Source organism: Enterobacter cloacae complex sp. IR5428 (genome assembly GCF_049238585.1).
Classification (GTDB): Bacteria; Pseudomonadota; Gammaproteobacteria; order Enterobacterales; family Enterobacteriaceae; genus Enterobacter; species Enterobacter intestinihominis.
Genome location: NZ_JBMKHV010000015.1, coordinates 1 through 22852, shown reverse-complemented (window position 1 = coordinate 22852; position 22852 = coordinate 1). Strand labels below are relative to the sequence as shown.

The 22852-nt window shown below is 53.8% G+C and carries 16 protein-coding genes and 1 pseudogene; 8 read left to right on the top strand and 9 right to left on the bottom strand.

The features are described from left to right. The first annotated feature begins 6 nt into the window (after positions 1-6). The 3 genes from ACOTXC_RS18830 to speD all read left to right on the top strand — a co-directional run bounded on the left by ACOTXC_RS18830 (position 7) and on the right by speD (position 2120). Positions 7-354 (top strand): YacC family pilotin-like protein, encoded by a 348-nt coding sequence (locus tag ACOTXC_RS18830; protein WP_003856306.1) that lies wholly within the window; start codon positions 7-9, stop codon positions 352-354. 101 nt (positions 355-455) lie between these two features. Then, positions 456-1325, top strand: coding sequence for a polyamine aminopropyltransferase (speE, locus tag ACOTXC_RS18825; protein WP_022647071.1), 870 nt, complete (start codon positions 456-458; stop codon positions 1323-1325). Further along, a complete protein-coding gene (speD, locus tag ACOTXC_RS18820; RefSeq protein ID WP_022647070.1) occupies positions 1326-2120 on the top strand; it encodes an adenosylmethionine decarboxylase in 795 nt (264 codons plus the stop codon). Between the two features lie 31 nt (positions 2121-2151). Here the strand turns inward: speD and yacL are convergent, their stop codons facing one another. Beyond that, positions 2152-2514, bottom strand: coding sequence for a protein YacL (gene yacL / locus ACOTXC_RS18815; RefSeq protein WP_022647069.1), 363 nt, complete (start codon positions 2512-2514; stop codon positions 2152-2154). Positions 2515-2697: 183 nt separating this feature from the next. Continuing rightward, the gene (acnB, locus tag ACOTXC_RS18810) at positions 2698-5295 is read right to left on the bottom strand and encodes a bifunctional aconitate hydratase 2/2-methylisocitrate dehydratase (RefSeq protein ID WP_022647068.1); all 2598 of its coding nucleotides are present in this window, start codon (positions 5293-5295) and stop codon (positions 2698-2700) included. 387 nt (positions 5296-5682) lie between these two features. On the opposite strand from acnB, the pseudogene ACOTXC_RS18805 reads away from it, so the two are divergent. After that, a pseudogene (locus ACOTXC_RS18805) lies at positions 5683-7199 on the top strand (DUF3300 domain-containing protein). 10 nt (positions 7200-7209) lie between these two features. Beyond that, positions 7210-8001: a DUF2950 family protein gene (locus tag ACOTXC_RS18800; protein ID WP_421767899.1), complete on the top strand. Its 792-nt coding sequence runs from the start codon at positions 7210-7212 to the stop codon at positions 7999-8001. 116 nt (positions 8002-8117) lie between these two features. On the opposite strand, the gene ACOTXC_RS18795 is transcribed toward ACOTXC_RS18800, so the two are convergent. The 5 genes from ACOTXC_RS18795 to pdhR form a co-directional block, all read right to left on the bottom strand. After that, positions 8118-9518 (bottom strand): hypothetical protein, encoded by a 1401-nt coding sequence (locus tag ACOTXC_RS18795; protein WP_227414848.1) that lies wholly within the window; start codon positions 9516-9518, stop codon positions 8118-8120. 277 nt (positions 9519-9795) lie between these two features. After that, the gene (gene lpdA / locus ACOTXC_RS18790) at positions 9796-11220 is read right to left on the bottom strand and encodes a dihydrolipoyl dehydrogenase (protein WP_003856313.1); all 1425 of its coding nucleotides are present in this window, start codon (positions 11218-11220) and stop codon (positions 9796-9798) included. A gap of 175 nt (positions 11221-11395) precedes the next feature. Further along, complete coding sequence (gene aceF / locus ACOTXC_RS18785; protein WP_022647065.1) at positions 11396-13291, bottom strand: pyruvate dehydrogenase complex dihydrolipoyllysine-residue acetyltransferase; 1896 nt, start codon at positions 13289-13291, stop codon at positions 11396-11398. A 14-nt stretch (positions 13292-13305) separates the two neighbouring features. Continuing rightward, complete coding sequence (gene aceE / locus ACOTXC_RS18780; RefSeq protein ID WP_022647064.1) at positions 13306-15969, bottom strand: pyruvate dehydrogenase (acetyl-transferring), homodimeric type; 2664 nt, start codon at positions 15967-15969, stop codon at positions 13306-13308. A gap of 123 nt (positions 15970-16092) precedes the next feature. Further along, positions 16093-16857 (bottom strand): pyruvate dehydrogenase complex transcriptional repressor PdhR, encoded by a 765-nt coding sequence (gene pdhR, locus ACOTXC_RS18775; RefSeq protein ID WP_006173806.1) that lies wholly within the window; start codon positions 16855-16857, stop codon positions 16093-16095. 537 nt (positions 16858-17394) lie between these two features. Between pdhR and aroP the strand changes: the two genes are divergently transcribed. The 3 genes from aroP (at position 17395) to ACOTXC_RS18760 (ending at position 21288) form a co-directional block, all read left to right on the top strand. After that, complete coding sequence (gene aroP / locus ACOTXC_RS18770; protein WP_023299335.1) at positions 17395-18765, top strand: aromatic amino acid transporter AroP; 1371 nt, start codon at positions 17395-17397, stop codon at positions 18763-18765. 164 nt (positions 18766-18929) lie between these two features. Then, positions 18930-20327, top strand: a complete 1398-nt coding sequence (locus tag ACOTXC_RS18765; RefSeq protein WP_022647062.1) for a glycoside-pentoside-hexuronide (GPH):cation symporter — start codon at positions 18930-18932, stop codon at positions 20325-20327. Between the two features lie 10 nt (positions 20328-20337). Further along, entirely contained in the window at positions 20338-21288 is a 951-nt protein-coding gene (locus ACOTXC_RS18760) for a family 43 glycosylhydrolase (protein WP_058677779.1), read from the top strand. An 18-nt stretch (positions 21289-21306) separates the two neighbouring features. Here ACOTXC_RS18760 and ampE read toward each other — a convergent pair whose 3' ends face one another. Further along, a complete protein-coding gene (gene ampE / locus ACOTXC_RS18755; protein ID WP_023299333.1) occupies positions 21307-22161 on the bottom strand; it encodes a beta-lactamase regulator AmpE in 855 nt (284 codons plus the stop codon). Beyond that, a complete protein-coding gene (gene ampD, locus ACOTXC_RS18750; protein ID WP_022647059.1) occupies positions 22158-22721 on the bottom strand; it encodes a 1,6-anhydro-N-acetylmuramyl-L-alanine amidase AmpD in 564 nt (187 codons plus the stop codon). Before ampD ends, ampE begins: the two co-directional genes overlap by 4 nt. Between the last annotated feature and the right edge of the window lie 131 nt (positions 22722-22852).

Sequence of the window (22852 nt, the reverse complement as noted above, 5' to 3'; positions counted from 1 at the left end):
AAGGCAATGAAGACGTTTTTCAGAACAATTTTGTTCGCCAGCCTGATGGCGATGTGTGCGAACAGTTACGCGCTAAGTGAAAACGAAGCGGAAGATATGGCCGATCTGACGGCAGTTTTTGTTTTTCTGAAAAACGATTGTGGTTACCAGAATTTACCCAATGGGCAAATTCGTCGCGCACTGGTCTTTTTTGCCCAGCAGAACCAATGGGACCTCAGCAACTACGACAGCTTCGACATGAAGGCGCTCGGTGAAGACAGCTACCGTGATTTAAGCGGTATTGGCATTCCCACTGCTAAAAAATGCAAAGCGCTGGCTCGCGATTCACTCAGCCTGCTCGCCTACGTGAAGTAACCTTCCCGACGCCCCTTGTTGACCCGCTAACCGCTTCACGGCGGTGTTGTGTTGCGCCCATCTGCCGGATGTAATGGATGCTAACGAAGGAGGTGCTCCCCATGACCGAAAAAACGGTATGGCAAGAAACGCTGCATGACCAGTTTGGTCAGTATTTTGCCGTGGATAACGTGCTCTATCATGAGAAAACCGATCATCAGGATCTGATAATCTTCGAAAACGCCGCCTTTGGCCGCGTGATGGCGCTGGACGGCGTGGTGCAAACCACCGAGCGCGACGAGTTTATCTATCACGAAATGATGACCCACGTCCCGCTGCTGGCCCACGGCCACGCGAAGGACGTGCTGATTATCGGCGGCGGCGACGGCGCGATGCTGCGTGAAGTCTCTCGCCATCAGAATGTCGAAACCATCACCATGGTGGAAATCGACGCCGGTGTGGTGTCGTTCTGCCGCCAGTATCTGCCCAACCACAATGCTGGCAGCTATGACGATCCGCGGTTTAATCTGGTTATCGACGATGGCGTCAATTTTGTTAACCAGACCACGCAAACGTTTGATGTCATTATCTCTGACTGTACCGACCCTATCGGCCCCGGCGCGTCGCTGTTTACCTCGTCGTTTTACGAAGGCTGCAAGCGCTGCCTGAAGCCTGGCGGGATTTTTGTGGCGCAAAACGGCGTTTGCTTCCTGCAACAGGATGAAGCGCTTGATAGCCACCGTAAGCTGAGCACCTATTTTGCTGACGTCAGCTTCTACCAGGCGGCGATCCCCACTTACTACGGCGGGATCATGACCTTTGCCTGGGCGACGGATAACGACGTCCTGCGCCATCTCTCCACCGAAATTATCCAGGCCCGCTTCCACCAGGCCGGACTCAAATGCCGATACTACAACCCGGCGATCCACACCGCAGCCTTTGCGTTGCCTCAATATCTGCAAGACGCGCTGTCCTCAAAGGAGGTGAACTAATTGAAAAAGCTTAAACTGCATGGCTTTAACAATCTGACCAAAAGCCTGAGTTTTTGTATTTACGATATCTGCTACGCCAAAACAGCAGAAGAGCGCGATGGTTATATCGCCTATATCGATGAACTCTACAACGCCAACCGTCTGACCGAGATCCTGACAGAGACCTGCTCGATTATCGGCGCCAACATCCTGAATATCGCGCGCCAGGATTACGAGCCGCAGGGAGCAAGCGTCACCATTCTGGTCAGTGAAGAGCCGGTTGACCCGCAGCTTATCGACAAAACCGAGCACCCCGGCCCGCTGCCAGAAGTGGTTGTCGCCCACCTGGATAAAAGCCATATCTGCGTGCACACCTACCCGGAAAGCCACCCGGAAGGCGGACTGTGTACCTTCCGCGCGGATATCGAGGTGTCGACCTGCGGCGTGATTTCACCGCTGAATGCGTTGAATTATTTAATCCACCAGCTGGAATCCGATATCGTCACTATTGATTATCGCGTACGCGGTTTTACCCGTGATATCAACGGCATGAAGCACTTCATCGATCATGAGATCAACTCCATTCAGAACTTCATGTCCGACGACATGAAGTCGCTATACGACATGATGGATGTGAACGTCTATCAGGAGAATATCTTCCACACCAAAATGTTACTTAAGGAATTCGACCTTAAGCACTACATGTTCCACACGAAGCCGGAAGATTTAAGCGAAGAAGAGCGTAAGGTCATTACCGACCTGCTCTGGAAAGAGATGCGCGAAATTTACTACGGCCGTAACATTCCGACCGTGTAATCGTGGCCCGAAGCAGGGACGCTTCGGGGAGTTACTTCTGTTTCATAAAGTCGCGGTAGGCGTTCACCACTTTCAGGAAATCTTCCACACCGCACAGCGACAGGCTCTCTTCGTCGTAGTAGCTCATCCCCTCTTCCATCTCATCACCCGAGAACTCAAGCTGGTTGGCACGCACCATCACCTCTTCGCCATCCATCCACAGGGTGTATTCGTGTCCGGCGCGTTGCCAGGAGCGTTCACTGCCTTTCACCGTTTCCGCTGCCTGTTCGACTTCATCCAGCAGCGCGAGGTTCTCTTTCACCTCTTCGTTAAACCAGTGTCCAACGGCTTCGTGCCCCATCGACATTCGCACTTTCACCACGCCGGTGATGTCGCGCAAAAATTCGTAATCCATAGCGTTTTCCTCTGCAAAGCCATTAGGGTAATTATCGCAGCAGAGAGGAAGAAAAAAAGCGGGAGAGGTGGGAGGAATGAAAATAAAAAAAATACCCCTCACCCTGGCCCTCTCCCAAAGGGAGAGGGAATAAAATCCCCCTCGCCCCTTTGGGGAGAGGGGTTAGGGGTGAGGGGTTGGTGTTTATACTGCCGTCTGGAAGATCACCCCGTCAGCCTTCTCGGTGTACTGAGAGAGCTGGTCGAAGTTGAGATAGCGATAGGTATCCACCGCCGTCTTATCTACCTGAGCCACAAAGGTCTGGTACTCTTCCGGCGTTGGCAGTTTGCCAATCAGCGCCGCAACCGCTGCCAGCTCCGCAGAAGCCAGGTAGACGTTCGCCCCGGTACCCAAACGGTTCGGGAAGTTACGGGTGGAGGTGGAAACCACTGTCGCACCGTCGGCCACGCGCGCCTGGTTGCCCATGCACAGGGAGCAGCCCGGAATTTCAATACGCGCCCCGCTCTTACCGAACACGCTGTAGTAGCCCTCTTCGGTCAGCTGCGCCGCATCCATACGGGTTGGCGGCGCCACCCACAGACGGGTCGGCAGCTGGCCTTTGTGAGTATCCAGCAGCTTACCGGCAGCACGGAAGTGGCCGATGTTGGTCATACAGGAGCCGATGAACACTTCGTCGATCTTATCGCCCTGTACGTCAGAGAGCAGACGCGCATCGTCCGGATCGTTTGGCGCACACAGGATTGGCTCTTTGATATCCGCCAGATCGATGTCGATCACCGCCGCGTACTCTGCGTCAGCGTCAGCTTCCAGCAGCTGCGGATCCGCCAGCCATTTTTCCATGCCCTGAATACGACGCTCCAGCGTACGGCGGTCGCCGTAGCCTTCCGCAATCATCCACTTGAGCAGCACGATGTTGGAGGTCAGATACTCAATAATCGGCTCTTTGTTCAGCTTGATGGTACAGCCCGCCGCAGAACGCTCGGCAGAGGCATCGGTCAGCTCGAACGCCTGCTCAACTTTCAGATCCGGCAGACCTTCAATTTCCAGAATGCGGCCAGAGAAGATGTTTTTCTTGCCCTTCTTCTCAACGGTCAGCAGACCCTGTTTGATGGCATACAGCGGGATTGCGTGAACGAGGTCGCGCAGAGTGATGCCCGGCTGCATTTTGCCTTTGAAACGCACCAGCACGGATTCAGGCATGTCCAGCGGCATCACGCCGGTCGCTGCGGCAAACGCCACCAGACCGGAGCCCGCAGGGAAGGAGATACCAATCGGGAAACGGGTATGGGAGTCACCGCCGGTACCCACGGTATCCGGCAGCAGCATGCGGTTCAGCCAGGAGTGGATAACGCCGTCGCCCGGACGCAGGGAGACACCGCCACGGTTCATAATGAAGTCAGGCAGCGTGTGGTGCGTAGTGACGTCAACCGGCTTCGGATATGCCGCAGTGTGGCAGAAGGACTGCATCACCAGGTCAGACGAGAAGCCCAGGCACGCAAGGTCTTTCAGTTCATCACGGGTCATTGGACCGGTGGTGTCCTGAGAGCCCACGGAGGTCATTTTCGGCTCGCAGTACGCGCCAGGACGGATACCAGCGACGCCGCAGGCGCGACCGACCATTTTCTGTGCCAGCGAGAAGCCGCGATTGCTTTCCGCCACGTCTTTCGCCTGACGGAACACGTCACTGTGCGGCAGACCCAGCGCTTCACGCGCTTTGGTGGTCAGGCCACGGCCAATAATCAGCGGAATACGGCCACCGGCACGCACTTCGTCGATCAGCACGTCGGTTTTCAGCTCGAAGCTTGCCAACAGTTCGTTGGTTTCGTGGTTGCGCACTTCGCCTTTATACGGGTAAACGTCAATCACGTCGCCCATGTTCAGGTTGCTCACGTCCACTTCAATTGGCAGAGCGCCCGCATCTTCCATGGTGTTGAAGAAGATTGGCGCAATTTTGCCGCCGAGGCACAGGCCGCCGCCGCGCTTGTTCGGCACGTGCGGAATGTCGTCGCCCATGAACCACAGCACGGAGTTGGTGGCGGATTTACGGGAAGAACCGGTACCAACCACATCACCGACGTAGGCCAGCGGGAAACCTTTCTCCTGAAGCGCCTCGATCTGTTTAATCGGGCCAACGCTACCCGGCTGATCCGGCTCGATGCCTTCGCGGGCGTTTTTCAGCATCGCCAGGGCGTGCAGAGGGATATCAGGACGAGACCACGCGTCCGGAGCCGGAGAGAGGTCATCGGTGTTGGTTTCACCGGTAACCTTAAAGACGGTCACGGTAATTTTTTCAGCAAGCGCAGGGCGGTTCAGGAACCATTCGGCATCGGCCCAGGACTGCATCACCTGCTTCGCGTAAACGTTGCCTGCTTTGGCTTTTTCTTCTACATCGTAGAAGTTATCGAACATCAGCAGCGTTGAAGAGAGCGCTTTGGCAGCAATCGGTGCCAGCTTTTCGTTGTCCAGCGCGTCAATCAGCGGATGAATGTTATAGCCGCCCTGCATGGTGCCGAGCAGTTCAATGGCTTTTTCAGGAGTAACCAGTGGGGAGGTGGCTTCGCCTTTGGCGATAGCAGCAAGGAATCCGGCTTTTACGTAGGCAGCTTCATCTACGCCAGGCGGTACGCGGTTGATCAGCAGATCTAACAGGAATTCTTCTTCGCCCTCAGGCGGGTTCTTCAGCAGCTCGACGAGCGCGGCCATTTGGGTTGCATCTAAAGGTTTGGGTACAATTCCCTCGGCGGCACGTTCTGCTACGTGCTTACGGTATTCTTCTAGCACGACGGTTCTCCTCGCTCTCATTGTCATATGCGGCGGGCGTTCTCTTCACGCTCCTGTGAGACAGCAGTTTGTAGGGTAAATGCCCGATACCGCGTCGGGCAGCATAGCAGGATTTCTGCACAGTGTTAATCTGTTTACAAAAAAGCAACATTAAATTATTTGCTGAATCGTTAAGCATGGTGTAGCGGGGAGACGAGGCGAATCTTGTCCTCTTTCCCGTCGCCTTTTCAGCTATCCGATATAATTGTGTAATAAATACTCACACTCTTTATCCGGACGCTCCGGTTGGTTTCCCAACAATAGTCAAAACTGTAAAACACGAGTGAATGATACTCGCGGCAACAGCAACGCCTCACGGCACTGCACTCGTCTCGTTGGAGTCAATCTATGAAGTTGCCTTTTAAGCCACATCTTCTTGTTCTGCTTTGCAGTGCGGGACTGTTTGCCGCCTCGGGTGTCATGTACGTTAAAAGCCGCGCAACGGAACCTGCTACGCCTGCTCCGGTTACACAACAACCTGGCGCACCGATAACCCAGCCTGCGCCCGTCGCTGCCCCGGTCTACACTGCGGCGCAAATCGACCAATGGGTTGCCCCTGTCGCGCTTTACCCGGATGCCTTGCTGTCGCAAATCTTGATGGCGTCGACTTACCCGTCAAATGTTATTCAGGCCGCGCAGTGGTCGAAAGACAATCCTAAAATGCAGGGTGATGCCGCCCTTCAGGCGGTAGCCACCCAGCCGTGGGATCCCAGCGTAAAATCCCTGGTTGCGTTTCCTCAGCTGATGTCGTTGATGGGCGAAAATCCGCCATGGGTACAAAATCTGGGAGACGCTTTCCTTGCACAGCCGAAAGATGTGATGGATTCCGTACAGCGGCTGCGCCTGCTGGCCCAACAAACGGGTGCGCTGCAATCCACACCGCAGCAGACGGTCACCACCGTCACGAAACCTGCATCGACAAAAACCACGACAACCGCAACGCCTACCAGCCCAACGGTGATCAAGATTGAATCCGCCGATCCGCAGGTGGTGTATGTTCCCACGTATAATCCGAATACGGTTTATGGTAGCTGGCCTAACACCGCTTACCCGCCGGTCTATCTTCCGCCCTCACCCGGCGAGCAATTCACGGACAGTCTGGTTAAAGGATTAGGTTTTAGCCTCGGGGTCGCTACAACCTACGCCATTTTCAGCAATATTGACTGGGATGACGACGACTGGGATCACCATCATCACGATGATGACTGGGACAATCACGGCGGTTATAACCGCAACGGTGATAACAACATCAATATCAACGTGGATAATTTCAACAGAATCAGCGGGCAGCACCTGAACGGTAATAACCACACCTGGCAGCACAATCCTGCCTATCGTGAAGGCGTGCCTTACCCGAATAACCAGCTGGCTAACCGCTTCCACTCTACACATACAGCCACCGGGCTAAGCGCGACGCAGCAAAATCCAGTCAATCGCGACAGCCAGCGCCAGGCCGCTCTCAGCCAGATGGAAAAATCAAGGGTAAAATCCTCCCACACTCAGTACATACAGCCACGCGGGACGCACAACGTCTGGCCTCAACGCAACAGTTGAAGCAGATCTCGCAGCGAAATAACTATCGTGGATATGACACCAGGCCACAGGCCGTAAAACGGACGAGCACGCCGCAGCGTGAACATCATCAGACTGACATGCACAGACAGGAGAAGCGGGTTTCACAGACGGTACAGCAGCCAGCCAGGCTGCATCGGGCCAATGCCCTGAGCGGCAACGACAGCCGCTCCGCGAACTGGCAAGCCCAGCAGCAGCGCGGGGCGCAAAGCCGGCAGCTCGCTACTCGTCAACATCAGCCGCGCCAGCTCACTGGCGAACGCGCTGAACGCCATGAATTCCGTCATCGTTAAGGGAGCCGACATGAAACGTCAATTACTCAGTGGAATGGTGTTGTTCATGGTCTCGGCGGCCGTCATGGCACAGCAATCGTTCAGTTCGCCAGAACAGGCGACCTGTGCGCTGGCAAGCGCCATCAGTGAGCAAAACGAAAGTGCGATGAACAATTTGCTCGGTGAAAACTGGCGCGATTTCCTGCCGCCCGAAGGCGTTGATCCTGATGCGGTCGATCGCTTCCTGCGCGACTGGAACGTTCATCATAAAACCGTCATCAGTGGCAACGTGGCGCACCTGGTGGTGGGCGATAACGGCTGGCAGCTACCGATCCCGGTGGTCAAAACGGCATCTGGCTGGCAGTTTGATATGCAGGAAGCCGCAGAAGAGATCCTGACCCGCGAAATCGGGCGCAACGAACTCGCAGCCATCGAAGCGCTTCACGCCTATGTTGATGCCCAGCAGAGCTATTTTGCGATGAACCAAAAGTACGCGCAGAAGATAGTCAGTTCTGAAGGTAAAAAGGATGGACTGTACTGGCCCGTCGCTCCCGGTGAAACGCCCAGCCCACTGGGTCCGGCGTTCAGTCCTCCACAGTCGGGGGCGGGTTACCATGGTTACCGATTCCGCGTCCTGCCGGATGAGAAAGGATTTGCAATGATCGCCTGGCCGGTCAGTTACGGCCAGTCAGGAGTGATGAGTTTTATGATCAATCAGGATGACAAGGTGTACCAGAGCAATCTCGGCGGTGAGTCAGCCAGGAAAGCCCAGGCATTGACCATGTACAGACCCGATATATCCTGGCAACCCGTTGCGCCTTGATAGCATGATTGCACTTCGCCTGCAGTGGCGAAAAAGTGAGGAAAACACCTCCAAAGAGGCGTTTACAGAGCTGAAGAGGCTTATTTCGTCTATGCTTTCAGGCAAGTGCAGGTGAATTATTTAACAAAGCTATAGGTAACATTCCCCTGCAAATCTGCTGGCATCTTTGTGATATCTGTTCTGGCCTCTTCGCCCCATTCAAAGAGACGATCATCGTTGCGCAGGGCGCAAAAACGATAGCCGCAGGCATAGATAGCACGAATATCATAAAGCTCGTTTGCAACGGGCGTGGTGTCACCACCCTCCCCAGGATGTCCCCAAGCCACTACGGAACCATCACGGCGAAGCGCGGCAAAAGCCCCCCACCCAGCGGACAGAGAAACCACATCGGACAAATCCTCAGGCATCTTTTTTGCAAAATCTGCAGCAGATCCCCAGCAGTACACTTTGCCTTCAGAAGTTAAAAAAGCATAACTGCCATTAGCTGCCCCCTGGGCATCTATAATATTCGTCAGACTGGCAATCTCCTCCGGAAGCTCGACCAGAGAATAATCCTGTCCCCAAAACACGACGCTGCCGTTCTGTCTCAAGGCAATAAAAGTCGAACTGGTACAATGTACGGAAACAATATCCGTCAGACTGGCGATGTTATCCGGAATGACAGCACCATACTGGGTACTTCCCCATGAAAAAATACTGCCTGAAGCTCTGAGTGCGACAAATGCACCAAAGTTGCTATAAAGGGTGATCACATCATTCACTTCTTTCAGATGAACCGGCAGCTCACCACCATAGGCTGCATCCCCCCAAGTAATAACATGGCCATTTTGGGTAATTCCCGCAAAGGCATATTCTGTAGTCTGGATGGCAATGAAGTCTTTACGCTCGGCAATGTCTGCTGGAAAATCATTATGTGAAGTACCATCTGTCCACTGCACCACTTGGTTATTAGCCCGCAATGCCAGATAGGTATAATTACCCTGATCGGTAAAATATTGGGCCACTTTAATATCTACAATATCATTCAACGCCGCCACGTTTCCCGGTAAAGGGTTATCATCATCGACGGACCAGGTAAATACCTGACCATTGGCATTAACCGCTGCAGACGTATCCCAGCCACCGAAAACGGCTCTGACGTTATGATTTCGATCGCTTGTTGGTGATGTACCACCATTTTTGGGCATTCCCCACGCTTCAACAGTACCGTCATTTTTAATGGCCGCTAATGCGGACCCAGAACCACCAAAATTACTGATATTAATGACGTCCCCCAGTCGATAAACATCGGAATTTGCCAGCAAGCGTATATCCGGACGAGTGTCAGTAAAAACGGGGCCGGTAAAGCGAGATGAGGTCTCATCTTCATACCACCAGTCAACGCTCACCGGTTGCAGCGTTTCTTTATCCAGGGCAACGAGTTTATGCGTCGCACTTGCCCAGCTACTTCCTGATTGCGTTCTGGCCCCCATTACTTTTAAATCACGAATATCAGATGTTAATTCATTACTATTCATAATAATACCCTTTCTGGAGTAAAGTATTTACCCGAACAGTAATACACTCTTTATAATTTAAGTCAAATTAACTAAACCACCATCAGAAAAAAATAAAAATACTGGAAATATATAATCGCTTTTAAAAAAGAATTGGAATAATTTAAACTATAAATACACTTGCTGAATGGCATATAAATAATTGATTGATTGTCTTATTAACATTAATAGTTAGCAATTTGGAATTACTGCCAAAAAAAACGCCTCCTTCGGAGGCGTTTCGCAATCAAGAAGAAACTTATTTCTTCTTCGCTTTCGCGTTTGGCAGGTCAGTAATGCTACCTTCAAACACTTCTGCCGCCAGGCCCACGGACTCATGCAGAGTCGGGTGTGCGTGGATGGTCAGCGCGATGTCTTCTGCGTCGCAGCCCATTTCGATAGCCAGACCGATTTCACCCAGCAGCTCGCCGCCGTTGGTACCGACAATCGCACCACCGATGACGCGGTGAGTCTCTTTGTCGAAGATCAGTTTGGTCATACCGTCTGCGCAGTCGGACGCGATAGCACGGCCAGAAGCAGCCCACGGGAAGGTGGCAGTTTCATAGCTGATGCCTTTCTCTTTCGCTTCTTTCTCAGTCAGACCAACCCATGCAACTTCTGGCTCGGTATACGCGATAGATGGGATCACTTTCGGATCGAAGTAATGCTTCATGCCGGCGATAACTTCAGCGGCAACATGACCTTCGTGAACACCTTTGTGCGCCAGCATTGGCTGACCGACGATATCGCCGATAGCAAAGATGTGCGGCACGTTGGTACGCAGCTGTTTGTCAACGCGGATGAAGCCACGGTCGTCCACTTCCACGCCAGCTTTGCCCGCGTCGAGATTTTTACCGTTCGGCACACGGCCGATAGCCACCAGCACGGCGTCGTAACGCTGTGGTTCGGATGGGGCTTTTTTGCCTTCCATGGAAACGTAAATACCGTCTTCTTTCGCTTCAACGGCAGTCACTTTGGTTTCCAGCATCAGGTTGAATTTCTTGCTGATGCGTTTGGTGAAGACTTTAACGATATCTTTGTCGGCTGCCGGGATTACCTGGTCGAACATTTCAACCACGTCGATCTCTGAACCCAGCGCATGGTACACAGTACCCATTTCCAGACCGATGATACCGCCGCCCATAACCAGCAGACGCTTAGGAACGGTTTTCAGCTCCAGCGCATCGGTGGAATCCCACACGCGTGGATCTTCATGTGGAATGAATGGCAGTTCGATTGGGCGAGAGCCTGCCGCGATGATCGCGTTGTCGAAGTTGATCACGGTTTTGCCGTTTTCGCCTTCCACTTCCAGGGTGTTCGCACCGGTGAATTTACCCAGACCGTTTACTACTTTCACTTTACGGCCTTTGGCCATACCCGCCAGACCGCCGGTCAGCTGAGTGATAACTTTCTCTTTCCAGGTACGAATTTTGTCGATATCGGTTTTCGGCTCGCCGAAGACGATACCGTGTTCAGCCAGCGCTTTGGCTTCTTCGATAACTTTCGCTACGTGCAGCAGCGCTTTAGAAGGGATACAGCCGACGTTCAGACAAACACCGCCGAGGGTGCTGTAACGTTCTACGATGACGGTTTCCAGACCTAAATCCGCGGCGCGAAATGCTGCGGAGTAACCTGCCGGGCCTGCCCCAAGTACTACGACCTGAGTTTTGATTTCTGTGCTCATCATGACCTCTTAATGTATACCCGTCGTCCACCGGGTCGTTCTATCCGCCCGTATTTTACAAAATTGTTAACAATTTTGAAACAACAAACGGCTCACGAATTATCGCTTTCACCAATAACCTCAAAAACCCCATGAGATTATCAGAAAAAAGCCGGCCGACTGGCCGGCTTTTCGATTACATCACCAGGCGGCGAATGTCGCTCAGGGTGTTGTTAATGATGGTGATGAAACGCGCACCATCAGCCCCGTCGATTACGCGGTGGTCGAAGGACAGAGAGATTGGCATCATCAGACGCGGCACGAACTCTTTGCCATTCCACACCGGCTCCATCGCGGACTTGGACACACCGAGGATAGCCACTTCCGGCGCGTTTACAATCGGCGCGAAGTGGGTGGTACCCAGGCCGCCGATGCTGGAGATAGTGAAGCAGCCGCCCTGCATTTCGCCGGCAGTCAGCTTACCATCACGCGCTTTTTTGGAGATGGTGGTCAGTTCACGGGACAGCTCAGTAATGCTCTTCTTGTTCACGTCTTTGAAGACCGGAACCACCAGACCATTTGGCGTATCAACCGCAACACCGATGTTGATGTATTTCTTCAGCGTCAGCTTCTGGCCGTCTTCAGACAGGGAGCTATTGAAGCGTGGCATCTGCTCAAGGGCAGCGGCAACGGCCTTCATGATAAAGACCACTGGGGTGAACTTCACGTCCAGCTTACGCTTCTCAGCTTCGGCGTTCTGCTGTTTACGGAACGCTTCCAGATCGGTGATATCGGTCTTATCGAAGTGCGTAACGTGCGGGATCATCACCCAGTTACGGCTCAGGTTAGCACCAGAGATTTTCTGGATACGGCCCAGCTCCACTTCTTCGATTTCACCGAACTTACTGAAGTCCACTTTCGGCCATGGCAGCATGCCCGGGATACCGCCGCCAGCGGCTGCCGCAGGTGCAGCTTCGGCGCGTTTCACCGCGTCTTTCACGTAAGCCTGAACGTCTTCGCGCAGGATACGACCTTTACGGCCGGTGCCCTTCACTTTCGCCAGGTTCACACCGAATTCGCGCGCCAGGCGACGAATCAGCGGAGTCGCGTGGACGTAAGCGTCGTTTTCAGCGAACTCAGATTTTTCTGCTTTAGCAGCAGGGGCAGCAGCAGGTTTAGCAGCCTGAGCCGGTGCAGCAGCAGGTGCCGGAGCAGCCGCGGCAGCCGGAGCGGCGGCAGGCGCTGCGCCTTCCACTTCGAAGACCATGATCAGAGAGCCGGTAGACACTTTGTCGCCGGTGCTGATTTTGATCTCTTTAACGGTACCGGCGAACGGCGCAGGCACTTCCATGGAAGCTTTGTCGCCTTCAACGGTGATCAGTGACTGTTCAGCGGCAACTTTGTCGCCCACTTTCACCATCACTTCGGTCACTTCAACTTCGTCACCGCCGATATCCGGTACGTTAACGTCTTTCGCGCCGCCAGCAGCCGCTGGTGCAGCGGCCGGAGCCGGAGCAGCAGCCTGAGCAGGCGCAGCGGCAGGTGCTGCACCCGCCACTTCGAAGACCATGATCAGCGAGCCGGTAGACACTTTGTCGCCGGTGTTGATCTTGATCTCTTTAACGGTACCGGCGAACGGTGCTGGCACTTCCATAGAGGCTTTGTCGCCTTCTACGGTGATCAGTGACTGCTCAGCCGCAACGGTGTCGCCCACTTTCACCAGGATTTCGGTAACTTCAACTTCGTCACCGCCGATGTCAGGCACATTTACTTCTTTCGCTGCCGCGGCCGCTGCTGGAGCAGCAGCAGGAGCGGCTTCTTTCTTCTCTTCCTGCGCAGGTGCAGCAGCTGCTGCACCGTCGGCGGAATCGAAAATCATGATCAGTTTGCCAGTCTCGGTTTTATCGCCAACAGAGACTTTGATCTCTTTAACGATGCCAGCCTGAGGAGACGGGACTTCCATAGAGGCTTTGTCGCCTTCTACGGTGATCAGCGACTGTTCAGCTTCAACTTTGTCGCCTACTTTGACCAGGATCTCGGTGATTTCAACTTCATCAGCCCCGATGTCCGGTACATTGATTTCGATAGCCATTCTTCTTTTACCTCTTACGCCAGACGCGGGTTAACTTTATCTGCATCGATGTTGAATTTGGTGATTGCGTCTGCAACCACTTTCTTATCGATTTCGCCACGTTTAGCCAGTTCGCCCAGTGCTGCTACTACCACGTAGGAAGCATCAACTTCGAAGTGGTGACGCAGGTTTTCGCGGCTGTCAGAACGACCGAAGCCGTCAGTACCCAGTACGCGATAATCATCAGCTGGAACGTAAGTACGAACCTGCTCAGCGAACAGTTTCATATAGTCAGTAGACGCCACCGCTGGCGCGTCGTTCATCACCTGAGCGATGTACGGAACGCGTGGGGTTTCCATTGGGTGCAGCATGTTCCAGCGCTCACAATCCTGGCCATCACGCGCCAGTTCAGTGAAGGAGGTCACAGAGTACACATCGGAACCCACACCGTAGTCTTTCGCCAGGATCTGCGCTGCTTCACGAACGTGACGCAGGATAGAACCGGAGCCCAGCAGCTGAACTTTACCTTTGCTACCTTCGATGGTTTCGAGTTTGTAGATACCTTTACGGATACCTTCCTCGGCACCTGCTGGCATTGCCGGCATGTGGTAGTTTTCGTTCAGGGTGGTGATGTAGTAGTAAACGTTCTCTTGCGCTTCACCGTACATGCGCTGCAGACCGTCATGCATGATGACTGCCACTTCGTACGCGTAAGACGGGTCGTAAGAGATACAGTTAGGGATAGTCAGAGACTGAATGTGGCTGTGGCCATCTTCGTGCTGCAGACCTTCACCGTTCAGGGTCGTACGACCAGAAGTACCACCGATCAGGAAGCCGCGAGCCTGCTGGTCGCCTGCCTGCCAGCACAGATCACCGATACGCTGGAACCCGAACATGGAGTAGTAGATGTAGAACGGGATCATCGGCAGGTTGTTGGTGCTGTAAGAGGTCGCAGCAGCCAGCCAGGATGCGCCTGCGCCCAGCTCGTTGATACCTTCCTGCAGGATCTGACCTTTCTCGTCTTCTTTGTAGTATGCAACCTGCTCACGGTCCTGCGGGGTGTACTGCTGGCCGTTCGGGCTGTAGATACCGATCTGACGGAACAGACCTTCCATACCGAAAGTACGCGCTTCGTCGGCGATGATTGGAACCAGACGATCTTTGATTGACTTGTTCTTCAGCATCACGTTCAGAGCACGAACGAAAGCGATAGTGGTAGAGATCTCTTTGTTCTGCTCTTCCAGCAGTTGAGAGAAGTCTTCCAGGGCTGGCAGTTCCAGCTTCTCGGTGAAGTTAGGCTGACGAGCAGGCAGGTAGCCTTTCAGTGCCTGACGACGTTCGTGCAGGTATTTGTGCTCTTCAGACCCTTCCGGGAAGGTGATGTAAGACAGGTTTTCTACCTGCTCATCGGTCACTGGAACGTTGAAACGGTCGCGGATATAACGCACGCCGTCCATGTTCATTTTCTTAACCTGGTGAGCGATGTTTTTACCTTCTGCGGTATCACCCATGCCGTAACCTTTGATGGTGTGGGCCAGGATCACAGTCGCTTTACCTTTGGTTTCCTGCGCTTTTTTCAGTGCAGCGTAAACTTTCTTCGGATCGTGACCACCGCGGTTCAGCGCCCAGATCTGCTCGTCAGTCCAGTCTGCAACCAGGGCTGCGGTTTCAGGATATTTGCCGAAGAAGTGCTCACGAACGTAGGCACCGTCTTTGGATTTGAAGGTCTGGTAGTCGCCGTCAACGGTTTCGTTCATCAGCTGGATCAGTTTACCGCTGGTGTCTTTACGCAGCAGCTCATCCCAACGACCGCCCCACATGACTTTGATCACGTTCCAGCCTGCACCCGCGAAGATGCCTTCCAGTTCGTTAATGATCTTGCCGTTACCGGTTACCGGACCATCCAGACGTTGCAGGTTACAGTTGATGATGAAGCACAGGTTGTCCAGCTTCTCACGGGTCGCGATGGTGATCGCGCCTTTAGATTCTGGCTCATCCATTTCACCGTCGCCCAGGAAGGCGTAAACGGTCTGCTCAGAGGTGTCTTTCAGACCACGGTGTTCCAGGTACTTCAGGAATTTAGCCTGATAGATTGCACCAATTGGGCCCAGACCCATAGATACGGTCGGGAACTGCCAGAACTCAGGCATCAGTTTAGGGTGCGGATAAGAAGACAGACCCTTACCGTGAACTTCCTGACGGAAGTTGTTCATCTGCTCTTCAGTCAGACGACCTTCCAGGAAGGCACGTGCATAGATGCCCGGAGAGATGTGGCCCTGGAAGTACACCAGATCGCCGCCGTCTTTCTCGTTGGCTGCACGGAAGAAGTGGTTGAAGCACACTTCGTAAACGGTCGCAGAGGACTGGAAGGACGCCATGTGGCCACCCAGTTCCAGATCTTTCTTGGATGCGCGCAGAACGGTCATGATAGCGTTCCAGCGGATAGCAGAACGGATACGGCGTTCCAGATCCAGATTGCCCGGGTATTCCGGTTCGTCTTCGACGGCAATCGTGTTTACGTAGTTGCTAGCCCCTGCACCTGAAGCCACTTTCACGCCGCCTTTGCGCGCTTCTGAAAGCAGCTGATCAATCAGATACTGAGCACGCTCAACACCTTCTTCACGGATGACCGATTCGATCGCCTGTAGCCAGTCGCGAGTTTCGATCGGATCCACGTCATTTTGGAGACGTTCTGACATGGGGGTATTCCTTATCTATCTAATACGTTGATTTGTCTGGAACCTGTCCCATTGTGCTCTCGGTTAAGAACACAATAAGACAGGTTCTGCGTTTAGTTGCCGCGCTCTAAAAGTACCTGGCGCTTAATCCTTTCGTTGCTGTATGCGGCGCAATGAACGCTCGCGACGCGATTGTTCACGGCTGCGGTCCAGCAAGATTTCCTCAATGAAAGCCAGATGGCGGTGCGACGCTTCACGCGCCTGCTCCGGTTCCCCGGCCATTATCGCCTCGAATACTCGGGTGCGATGGTTGCTTACCAGCGGGAGCATCTCCCGACGGGCATACAACAATTCAAAATTCTGACGAACGTTCTGGGCCAGCATGGGCTCCATGCAGCGTAGCAGATGGAGGAGCACCACGTTGTGCGCTGCTTCGGTGACGGCAATTTGATACTGGACAACGGCGCTGGATTCGGCGTCTAAGTCGCCGGACTGCTGTGCCCGTTCAATGGCCTGATGCAGCTCGCGAATACGTACGCGGTCTTCATCAGTGCTGCGAAGGGCGGCGTAATAGGCCGCGATACCTTCCAGCGCGTGACGGGTCTCAAGCAGATCAAACTGGGATTCTGGGTGGTCAGAGAGAAGTTCTACCAGCGGGTCGCTGAAGCTCTGCCACAGGCTGTTTTGCACAAAGGTTCCGCCACCCTGACGACGGAGCAACAGGCCCTTTGCTTCGAGACGTTGAATCGCCTCACGCAGAGAGGGGCGTGAAACGTCGAACTGTTTTGCCAGCTCGCGTTCTGGCGGGAGTTTCTCGCCCGGGCGCAGTGTCCCTTCGAGAATCAAAAACTCCAGCTGCTGCTCAATCACATCGGAAAGTTTTGGTTGGCGAATTTTGCTGTAGGCCATATTCCCTGTCTTACGCCTTTTTGCCCGGAGTCAATTGGTCTTACCAATTTCATGTTCGTATCGCTAAAGTAACAAAGTATTCACCTTCTGTCCATATTGGTTTTGATTGAAATCAGGAAACCCGGCACATTTTAACAACCTTACAGAACTAACGTTTCAGGAATGTAACTTTGCACAAATGAAATGGTTACTCCCAAAGGGGCAGTTTTAACCATATTTAAACGAGGGATTTTGCAATCTGAAGCGATTCAACAAGGCAAAATATGAAAATTCGTCCACTTATGACGCATTTCTATTCTATAGGTTGGGGTATGAGGGGTTAACGTACCGATTTACAATTGGTTTCTTTTTATTCAAGTCGTCATCATCCCTTCATAAAGCAGGTGCATTCGCTGGCACTTACCACTATTCTGGCGCTAACGGAAGCCATCTCCGCTTTTTTCGGTATCGTTAACCGTAAAGAAATAAATACAGAATATGGACTTTCATAATTACACACGCACAGCGTGAACATAACAACCACACACGAGGTTTCAAATGGAAGCTCAACAGCATGGCGATCAGCTAAAGCGCGGCCTTAAAAACCGCCATATTCAGCTCATCGCCCTGGGCGGTGCTATTGGTACTGGCCTGTTTCTGGGCAGTGCGTCCGTTATCCAGTCGGCCGGTCCGGGCATCATTCTGGGTTACGCGATTGCAGGTTTCATTGCGTTTTTGATTATGCGCCAGTTAGGGGAAATGGTCGTTGAGGAGCCGGTTGCAGGCTCTTTTAGCCACTTTGCCTATAAATACTGGGGCAGCTTTGCGGGCTTCGCCTCTGGATGGAACTACTGGGTTCTTTACGTGCTGGTTGCTATGGCGGAACTCACCGCCGTCGGTAAATACATTCAATTCTGGTACCCGGAGATCCCCACCTGGGCGTCTGCGGCAGTCTTCTTCGTGCTGATCAACGCCATCAACCTGACCAACGTGAAAGTGTTTGGGGAAATGGAGTTCTGGTTCGCCATTATCAAAGTAATTGCCGTTGTAGCGATGATCATTTTTGGCGGCTGGCTGCTCTTCAGCGGCAACGGTGGCCCGCAGGCAACCGTGCGCAACCTCTGGGAACAGGGCGGGTTCCTGCCGCACGGCATGACCGGCCTGGTAATGATGATGGCGATCATTATGTTCTCCTTCGGCGGTCTGGAGCTGGTGGGCATCACCGCCGCGGAAGCCGACAACCCGGAGCAGAGCATCCCGAAAGCCACAAATCAGGTTATCTACCGTATTCTGATTTTCTACGTGGGCTCCCTGGCGGTCCTGCTCTCCCTGCTGCCATGGACACGCGTCACGGCGGATACCAGCCCGTTTGTGCTGATCTTCCACGAGCTGGGCGACACCTTCGTGGCGAACGCGCTCAACGTCGTAGTGCTGACCGCCGCGCTCTCTGTTTATAACAGCTGCGTTTACTGCAACAGCCGTATGCTGTTCGGCCTGGCGCAACAGGGCAACGCACCGAAAGCGCTGCTTACCGTTGATAAACGTGGCGTACCGGTTAACACCATTATCGTGTCGGCGGTCGTGACGGCGCTTTGCGTTCTGATTAACTACCTGGCACCGGAATCGGCCTTCGGCCTGCTGATGGCGTTGGTGGTTTCCGCGCTGGTGATCAACTGGGCGATGATTAGCCTCGCGCACATCAAGTTCCGCCGCGCCAAGCAGCAGCAGGGCGTAACCACGCGCTTCCCTGCCCTGCTCTATCCGCTGGGGAACTGGGTTTGCCTGCTGTTCATGGCGGCCGTGCTGGTCATCATGCTCATCACGCCAGGCATGGCGATTTCCGTCTACCTCATTCCGGTGTGGATTGCGATCCTCGGCGTGGGCTATATGGTGAAACAGAAAAACGCCAAAACGGTGAAAGCGCACTAAGTGTTTTCTCGCTGTACCCGCGGTTGCGGGTACAGCGTCTTGTTACCTTCCTCACAAATTCACGCCAACAGCAAAATCCTCCATATCACCGCCCTTATATTGCAACGCATATATCCGTTTGCCAGCGAATAATTCTCTCCATACCGAAACCCGGAGATCTGTCGATGGATAACAACAAACTGTCAGTAAAAGAAAAGATCGGCTATGGCATGGGTGACGCCGGATGCAACATTATCTTTGGCGCCATCATGTTATTTGTTAACTATTTTTATACGGATATTTTTGGTCTGGCGCCTGCGCTGGTTGGGGTACTGCTGCTGTCCGTTCGCGTGATTGACGCCGTAACGGACCCAATCATGGGCGCGATTGCCGACCGTACCCGCAGCAAATATGGCCGATTTCGTCCATGGCTACTGTGGATTGCCTTCCCCTATGCGCTGTTCAGCATCCTGATGTTCACCACCCCAGAGTGGAGCTATAACAGCAAAGTTATCTATGCATTTGTCACCTACTTCCTGCTGTCGCTGACCTATACCGCCATCAACATTCCGTACTGCTCGCTCGGCGGCGTAATCACCAACGACCCGAAAGAGCGCGTTGCCTGCCAGTCCTATCGTTTTGTTATGGTCGGTATCGCCACGCTGCTGCTGTCGCTTACGCTCCTGCCAATGGCCGACTGGTTCGGTGGGGATAACAAAGCCAAAGGCTACCAGATGGCGATGACCGTGCTGGCGCTGATTGGTACCTGCATGTTCCTGTTCTGCTTCGCCACGGTGCGCGAGCGCGTTCGCCCGGCTGTACAAACCCACGACGAACTGAAAAACGACCTGAAGGATGTGTGGAAGAATGACCAGTGGGTGCGCATTCTGCTTCTGACGCTCTGCAACGTCTGCCCGGGCTTTATCCGCATGGCGGCCACCATGTATTACGTCACCTGGGTAATGGGGCAAAGCACCCATTTCGCCACGCTGTTTATCAGCCTGGGCGTTGTCGGCATGATGTTCGGCAGTATGCTGGCGAAAGTGCTGACCGACCGCTGGTGCAAGCTGAAGGTCTTCTTCTGGACCAACATCGCGCTGGCGATTTTCTCCTGCGCCTTCTACTTCTTCGACCCGAAAGCGACGACAACCATTGTTGTGCTTTACGTCCTGCTGAATATCCTGCACCAGATCCCATCCCCTCTGCACTGGTCACTGATGGCCGACGTGGACGACTACGGTGAATGGAAAACCGGGAAACGTATCACCGGGATAAGCTTCTCCGGCAACATCTTCTTCCTGAAGCTGGGTCTGGCGATTGCCGGGGCGATGGTTGGCTTCCTGCTCTCCTGGTACGGTTATGACGCGGGCGCAAAAGCGCAGAGCGCGGATGCCATCAACGGCATTGTGCTGCTCTTTACCGTCATTCCTGGCATTGGATATTTAATTACCGCGGGCGTTGTACGTCTGCTGAAAGTGGACCGTGAGACCATGAAGCAAATCCAGTCCGATCTGGAGAAGCGTCGCACCAACTATCGTGAACTGAGCGACTATCAGGAATTTAAAGCCGCTGAGACTAAATAAGGAAAGCCGAATGCAAACCTGGCCAAACCCGTTTATTGAACAACGCGCCGACCCGTATATCCTGCGCCACGAAGGACAATATTACTTTATCGCCTCCGTGCCGGAGTATGACCGGCTGGCGATCCGCCGCGCGGACTCGCTGGAAGATTTAGGCAATGCCGAAGAGGTAGTTGTCTGGCGCAAGCCCGACACCGGCCCGATGAGCCAGCTGATCTGGGCACCGGAACTGCATCATATCGACGGCAAGTGGTACATCTACTTTGCCGCCACACATACCCAGGCGCTCGACGAACTCGGGATGTTCCAGCATCGCATGTTCGCCATTGAATGCGCAGATCGCGATCCGCTCACCGGTACATGGGTGGAAAAAGGGCAAATCAAAACCCCGTTTGACACCTTCGCGCTGGATGCCACTACCTTTGTGCATCAGGGCAAACGCTGGTATCTGTGGGCGCAAAAAGCCCCGGACATTTCCGGTAACTCCAATCTTTACCTGTGTGAAATGGAAAATCCGTGGACGCTGAAAGGCGAGCCGGTGATGCTCAGTAAACCGGAATATGACTGGGAGTGCCGCGGATTCTGGGTCAACGAAGGCCCGGCGGTGCTGTTCCATGGCGATAAGCTATTTATCAGCTATTCCGCCAGCGCCACCGACGAGAATTACTGCATGGGATTACTGTGGATAGACGTAGATGCCGATCCGCAAAACCCGACTAACTGGCATAAATCCCCGCGCCCGGTGTTCGTCACCAGCTACGAAAACCGTCAGTATGGACCAGGCCATAACAGCTTTACGCAGACGCCGGAAGGCGACGATGTGCTGGTCTACCACGCGCGAAACTACACTGAAATTGAAGGCGATCCGCTTTACGATCCGAATCGCCACACTCGCCTGAAGCTCGTCCGCTGGGACGACAACGGGATGCCTGATTTCGGCATCCCGCCTGCGGATACGCTGTAACGGCTTCGGCGCGCTGGGTCAGACCAGCGTGCCGTAAATCGTCAGCAACGCCACAATCACCACCACCACAAACGACGTTTTTTTCGCCATCGAGACGGCAGCTTTAGGCGTTTCGACTTTGTTCGTGTGCGGCTCGCGAGCCAGCGAGAATTGAGCCAGTCGGGTTAAGACCTGATACTGCGCGGTATGGCGGTCTGCAAGGGAGGCAAACCACGCTGGCAACGCCTTTTCACCGTGACCGATGAGGGCATAGACCACGCCGACCAGTCGCACCGGAAGCCAGTCGAGCACGTGCAGAATGGCATCAATGCCGGACTGGAGACGTTCATGCGGCGTAAGGTAGCGGGCAAGCCAGGTCTGCCAGGCGCGCAGAAAAGCATAGCCCATCAGCAGTACTGGTCCCCATGGACCGCCCACCACAAACCAGAACAGCGGCGCCAGGTAGTAACGGAAGTTAATCCACAGCAGCGCGTTTTGTAGCTCGCGCAGAAATTCGCGTTCATCGCAGTCCGGCGGTACGCCGTGGATCATCGTCAGCTCGCTCGCCATCGCGCCGCGCGCGTGGACATCATCCCGGGAAGCAGCTTTCAGATACGCGTGATAGTGCAAACGCACCTTGCCCGCGCCAATACACAACACGCCCAGCAGTATCCATACCACCAGCAGCGGCACGTTGAAAAAGAGGCCGTAAAGTGAGCGTAGCAACAGGAACGTAATCACCATCACACCTGCCGTCATAAGCAGCGTGCGTAGCATGGAAAAATGCCTGATCCGGCGGAATAACACTTCCAGCCGATGATCCAGATGCCAGTGCTCGCCGAGCTTAAACAGGCGTTCGGCGATCATAACCAGCAGCATGGTAAACAACGTCATGTTATCTCCTTATCTGACGACGTGGTAAGCATGGCGTGAAACCGGGACCAGTCAAACGCCGGGCCGGGGTCGGTTTTTCTTTCGGGGGCGATGTCGCTGTGCCCCGTAATATTGTCTGCAATGGCGGGATAAAGCCCCACTAAAGTTTGCGTCACAGCAACCAGTTTCTGATATTGCGCATCGGTGTAAGGCGTGGTGTCCGTTCCTTCCAGTTCAATTCCAATGGAGAAATCATTGCACCGCTCGCGCCCCTGATACATCGACACGCCGGCATGCCAGGCTCGCTTATCAAAAGGAACATACTGAACCACTTCGCCATCACGGCGGATCAGGCAGTGCGCCGATACGCGCAAATGCGCAATCTCAGCAAAGTAAGGATGAGCATCGGGATCTATCGTTCCCGTGAATAACGCGTCGATCCACGGACCGCCAAACTCACCTGGCGGGAGACTTATGTTGTGAACCACCAGCAGTGTGGGCTTTTCATCCTCCGGGCGGCAATCGTGGTGCGGCGACGGTACATGTCGCGCGTCCACCAGCCATCCGTTTTCTAACAACATGCTAGGGAAGGTGCGAATAAGCGGGGAAATTCTTCTCGGCTGACTCAGTCATTTCATTTCTTCATGTTTGAGCCGATTTTTTCTCCCGTAAATGCCTTGAATCAGCCTATTTAGACCGTTTCTTCGCCATT

Bases quoted from the DNA above. Each gene is read 5' to 3' on its own strand.
- ACOTXC_RS18830 (WP_003856306.1), top strand. From the start codon at position 7: ATGAAGACGTTTTTCAGAACAATTTTGTTCGCCAGCCTGATGGCGATG.
- speE (WP_022647071.1), top strand. From the start codon at position 456: ATGACCGAAAAAACGGTATGGCAAGAAACGCTGCATGACCAGTTTGGT.
- yacL (WP_022647069.1), bottom strand. From the start codon at position 2,514: ATGGATTACGAATTTTTGCGCGACATCACCGGCGTGGTGAAAGTGCGA.
- ACOTXC_RS18800 (WP_421767899.1), top strand. From the start codon at position 7,210: ATGAAACGTCAATTACTCAGTGGAATGGTGTTGTTCATGGTCTCGGCG.
- ACOTXC_RS18795 (WP_227414848.1), bottom strand. From the start codon at position 9,518: ATGAATAGTAATGAATTAACATCTGATATTCGTGATTTAAAAGTAATG.
- lpdA (WP_003856313.1), bottom strand. From the start codon at position 11,220: ATGAGCACAGAAATCAAAACTCAGGTCGTAGTACTTGGGGCAGGCCCG.
- aceF (WP_022647065.1), bottom strand. From the start codon at position 13,291: ATGGCTATCGAAATCAATGTACCGGACATCGGGGCTGATGAAGTTGAA.
- aceE (WP_022647064.1), bottom strand. From the start codon at position 15,969: ATGTCAGAACGTCTCCAAAATGACGTGGATCCGATCGAAACTCGCGAC.
- pdhR (WP_006173806.1), bottom strand. From the start codon at position 16,857: ATGGCCTACAGCAAAATTCGCCAACCAAAACTTTCCGATGTGATTGAG.
- aroP (WP_023299335.1), top strand. From the start codon at position 17,395: ATGGAAGCTCAACAGCATGGCGATCAGCTAAAGCGCGGCCTTAAAAAC.
- ACOTXC_RS18765 (WP_022647062.1), top strand. From the start codon at position 18,930: ATGGATAACAACAAACTGTCAGTAAAAGAAAAGATCGGCTATGGCATG.
- ACOTXC_RS18760 (WP_058677779.1), top strand. From the start codon at position 20,338: ATGCAAACCTGGCCAAACCCGTTTATTGAACAACGCGCCGACCCGTAT.
- ampE (WP_023299333.1), bottom strand. From the start codon at position 22,161: ATGACGTTGTTTACCATGCTGCTGGTTATGATCGCCGAACGCCTGTTT.
- ampD (WP_022647059.1), bottom strand. From the start codon at position 22,721: ATGTTGTTAGAAAACGGATGGCTGGTGGACGCGCGACATGTACCGTCG.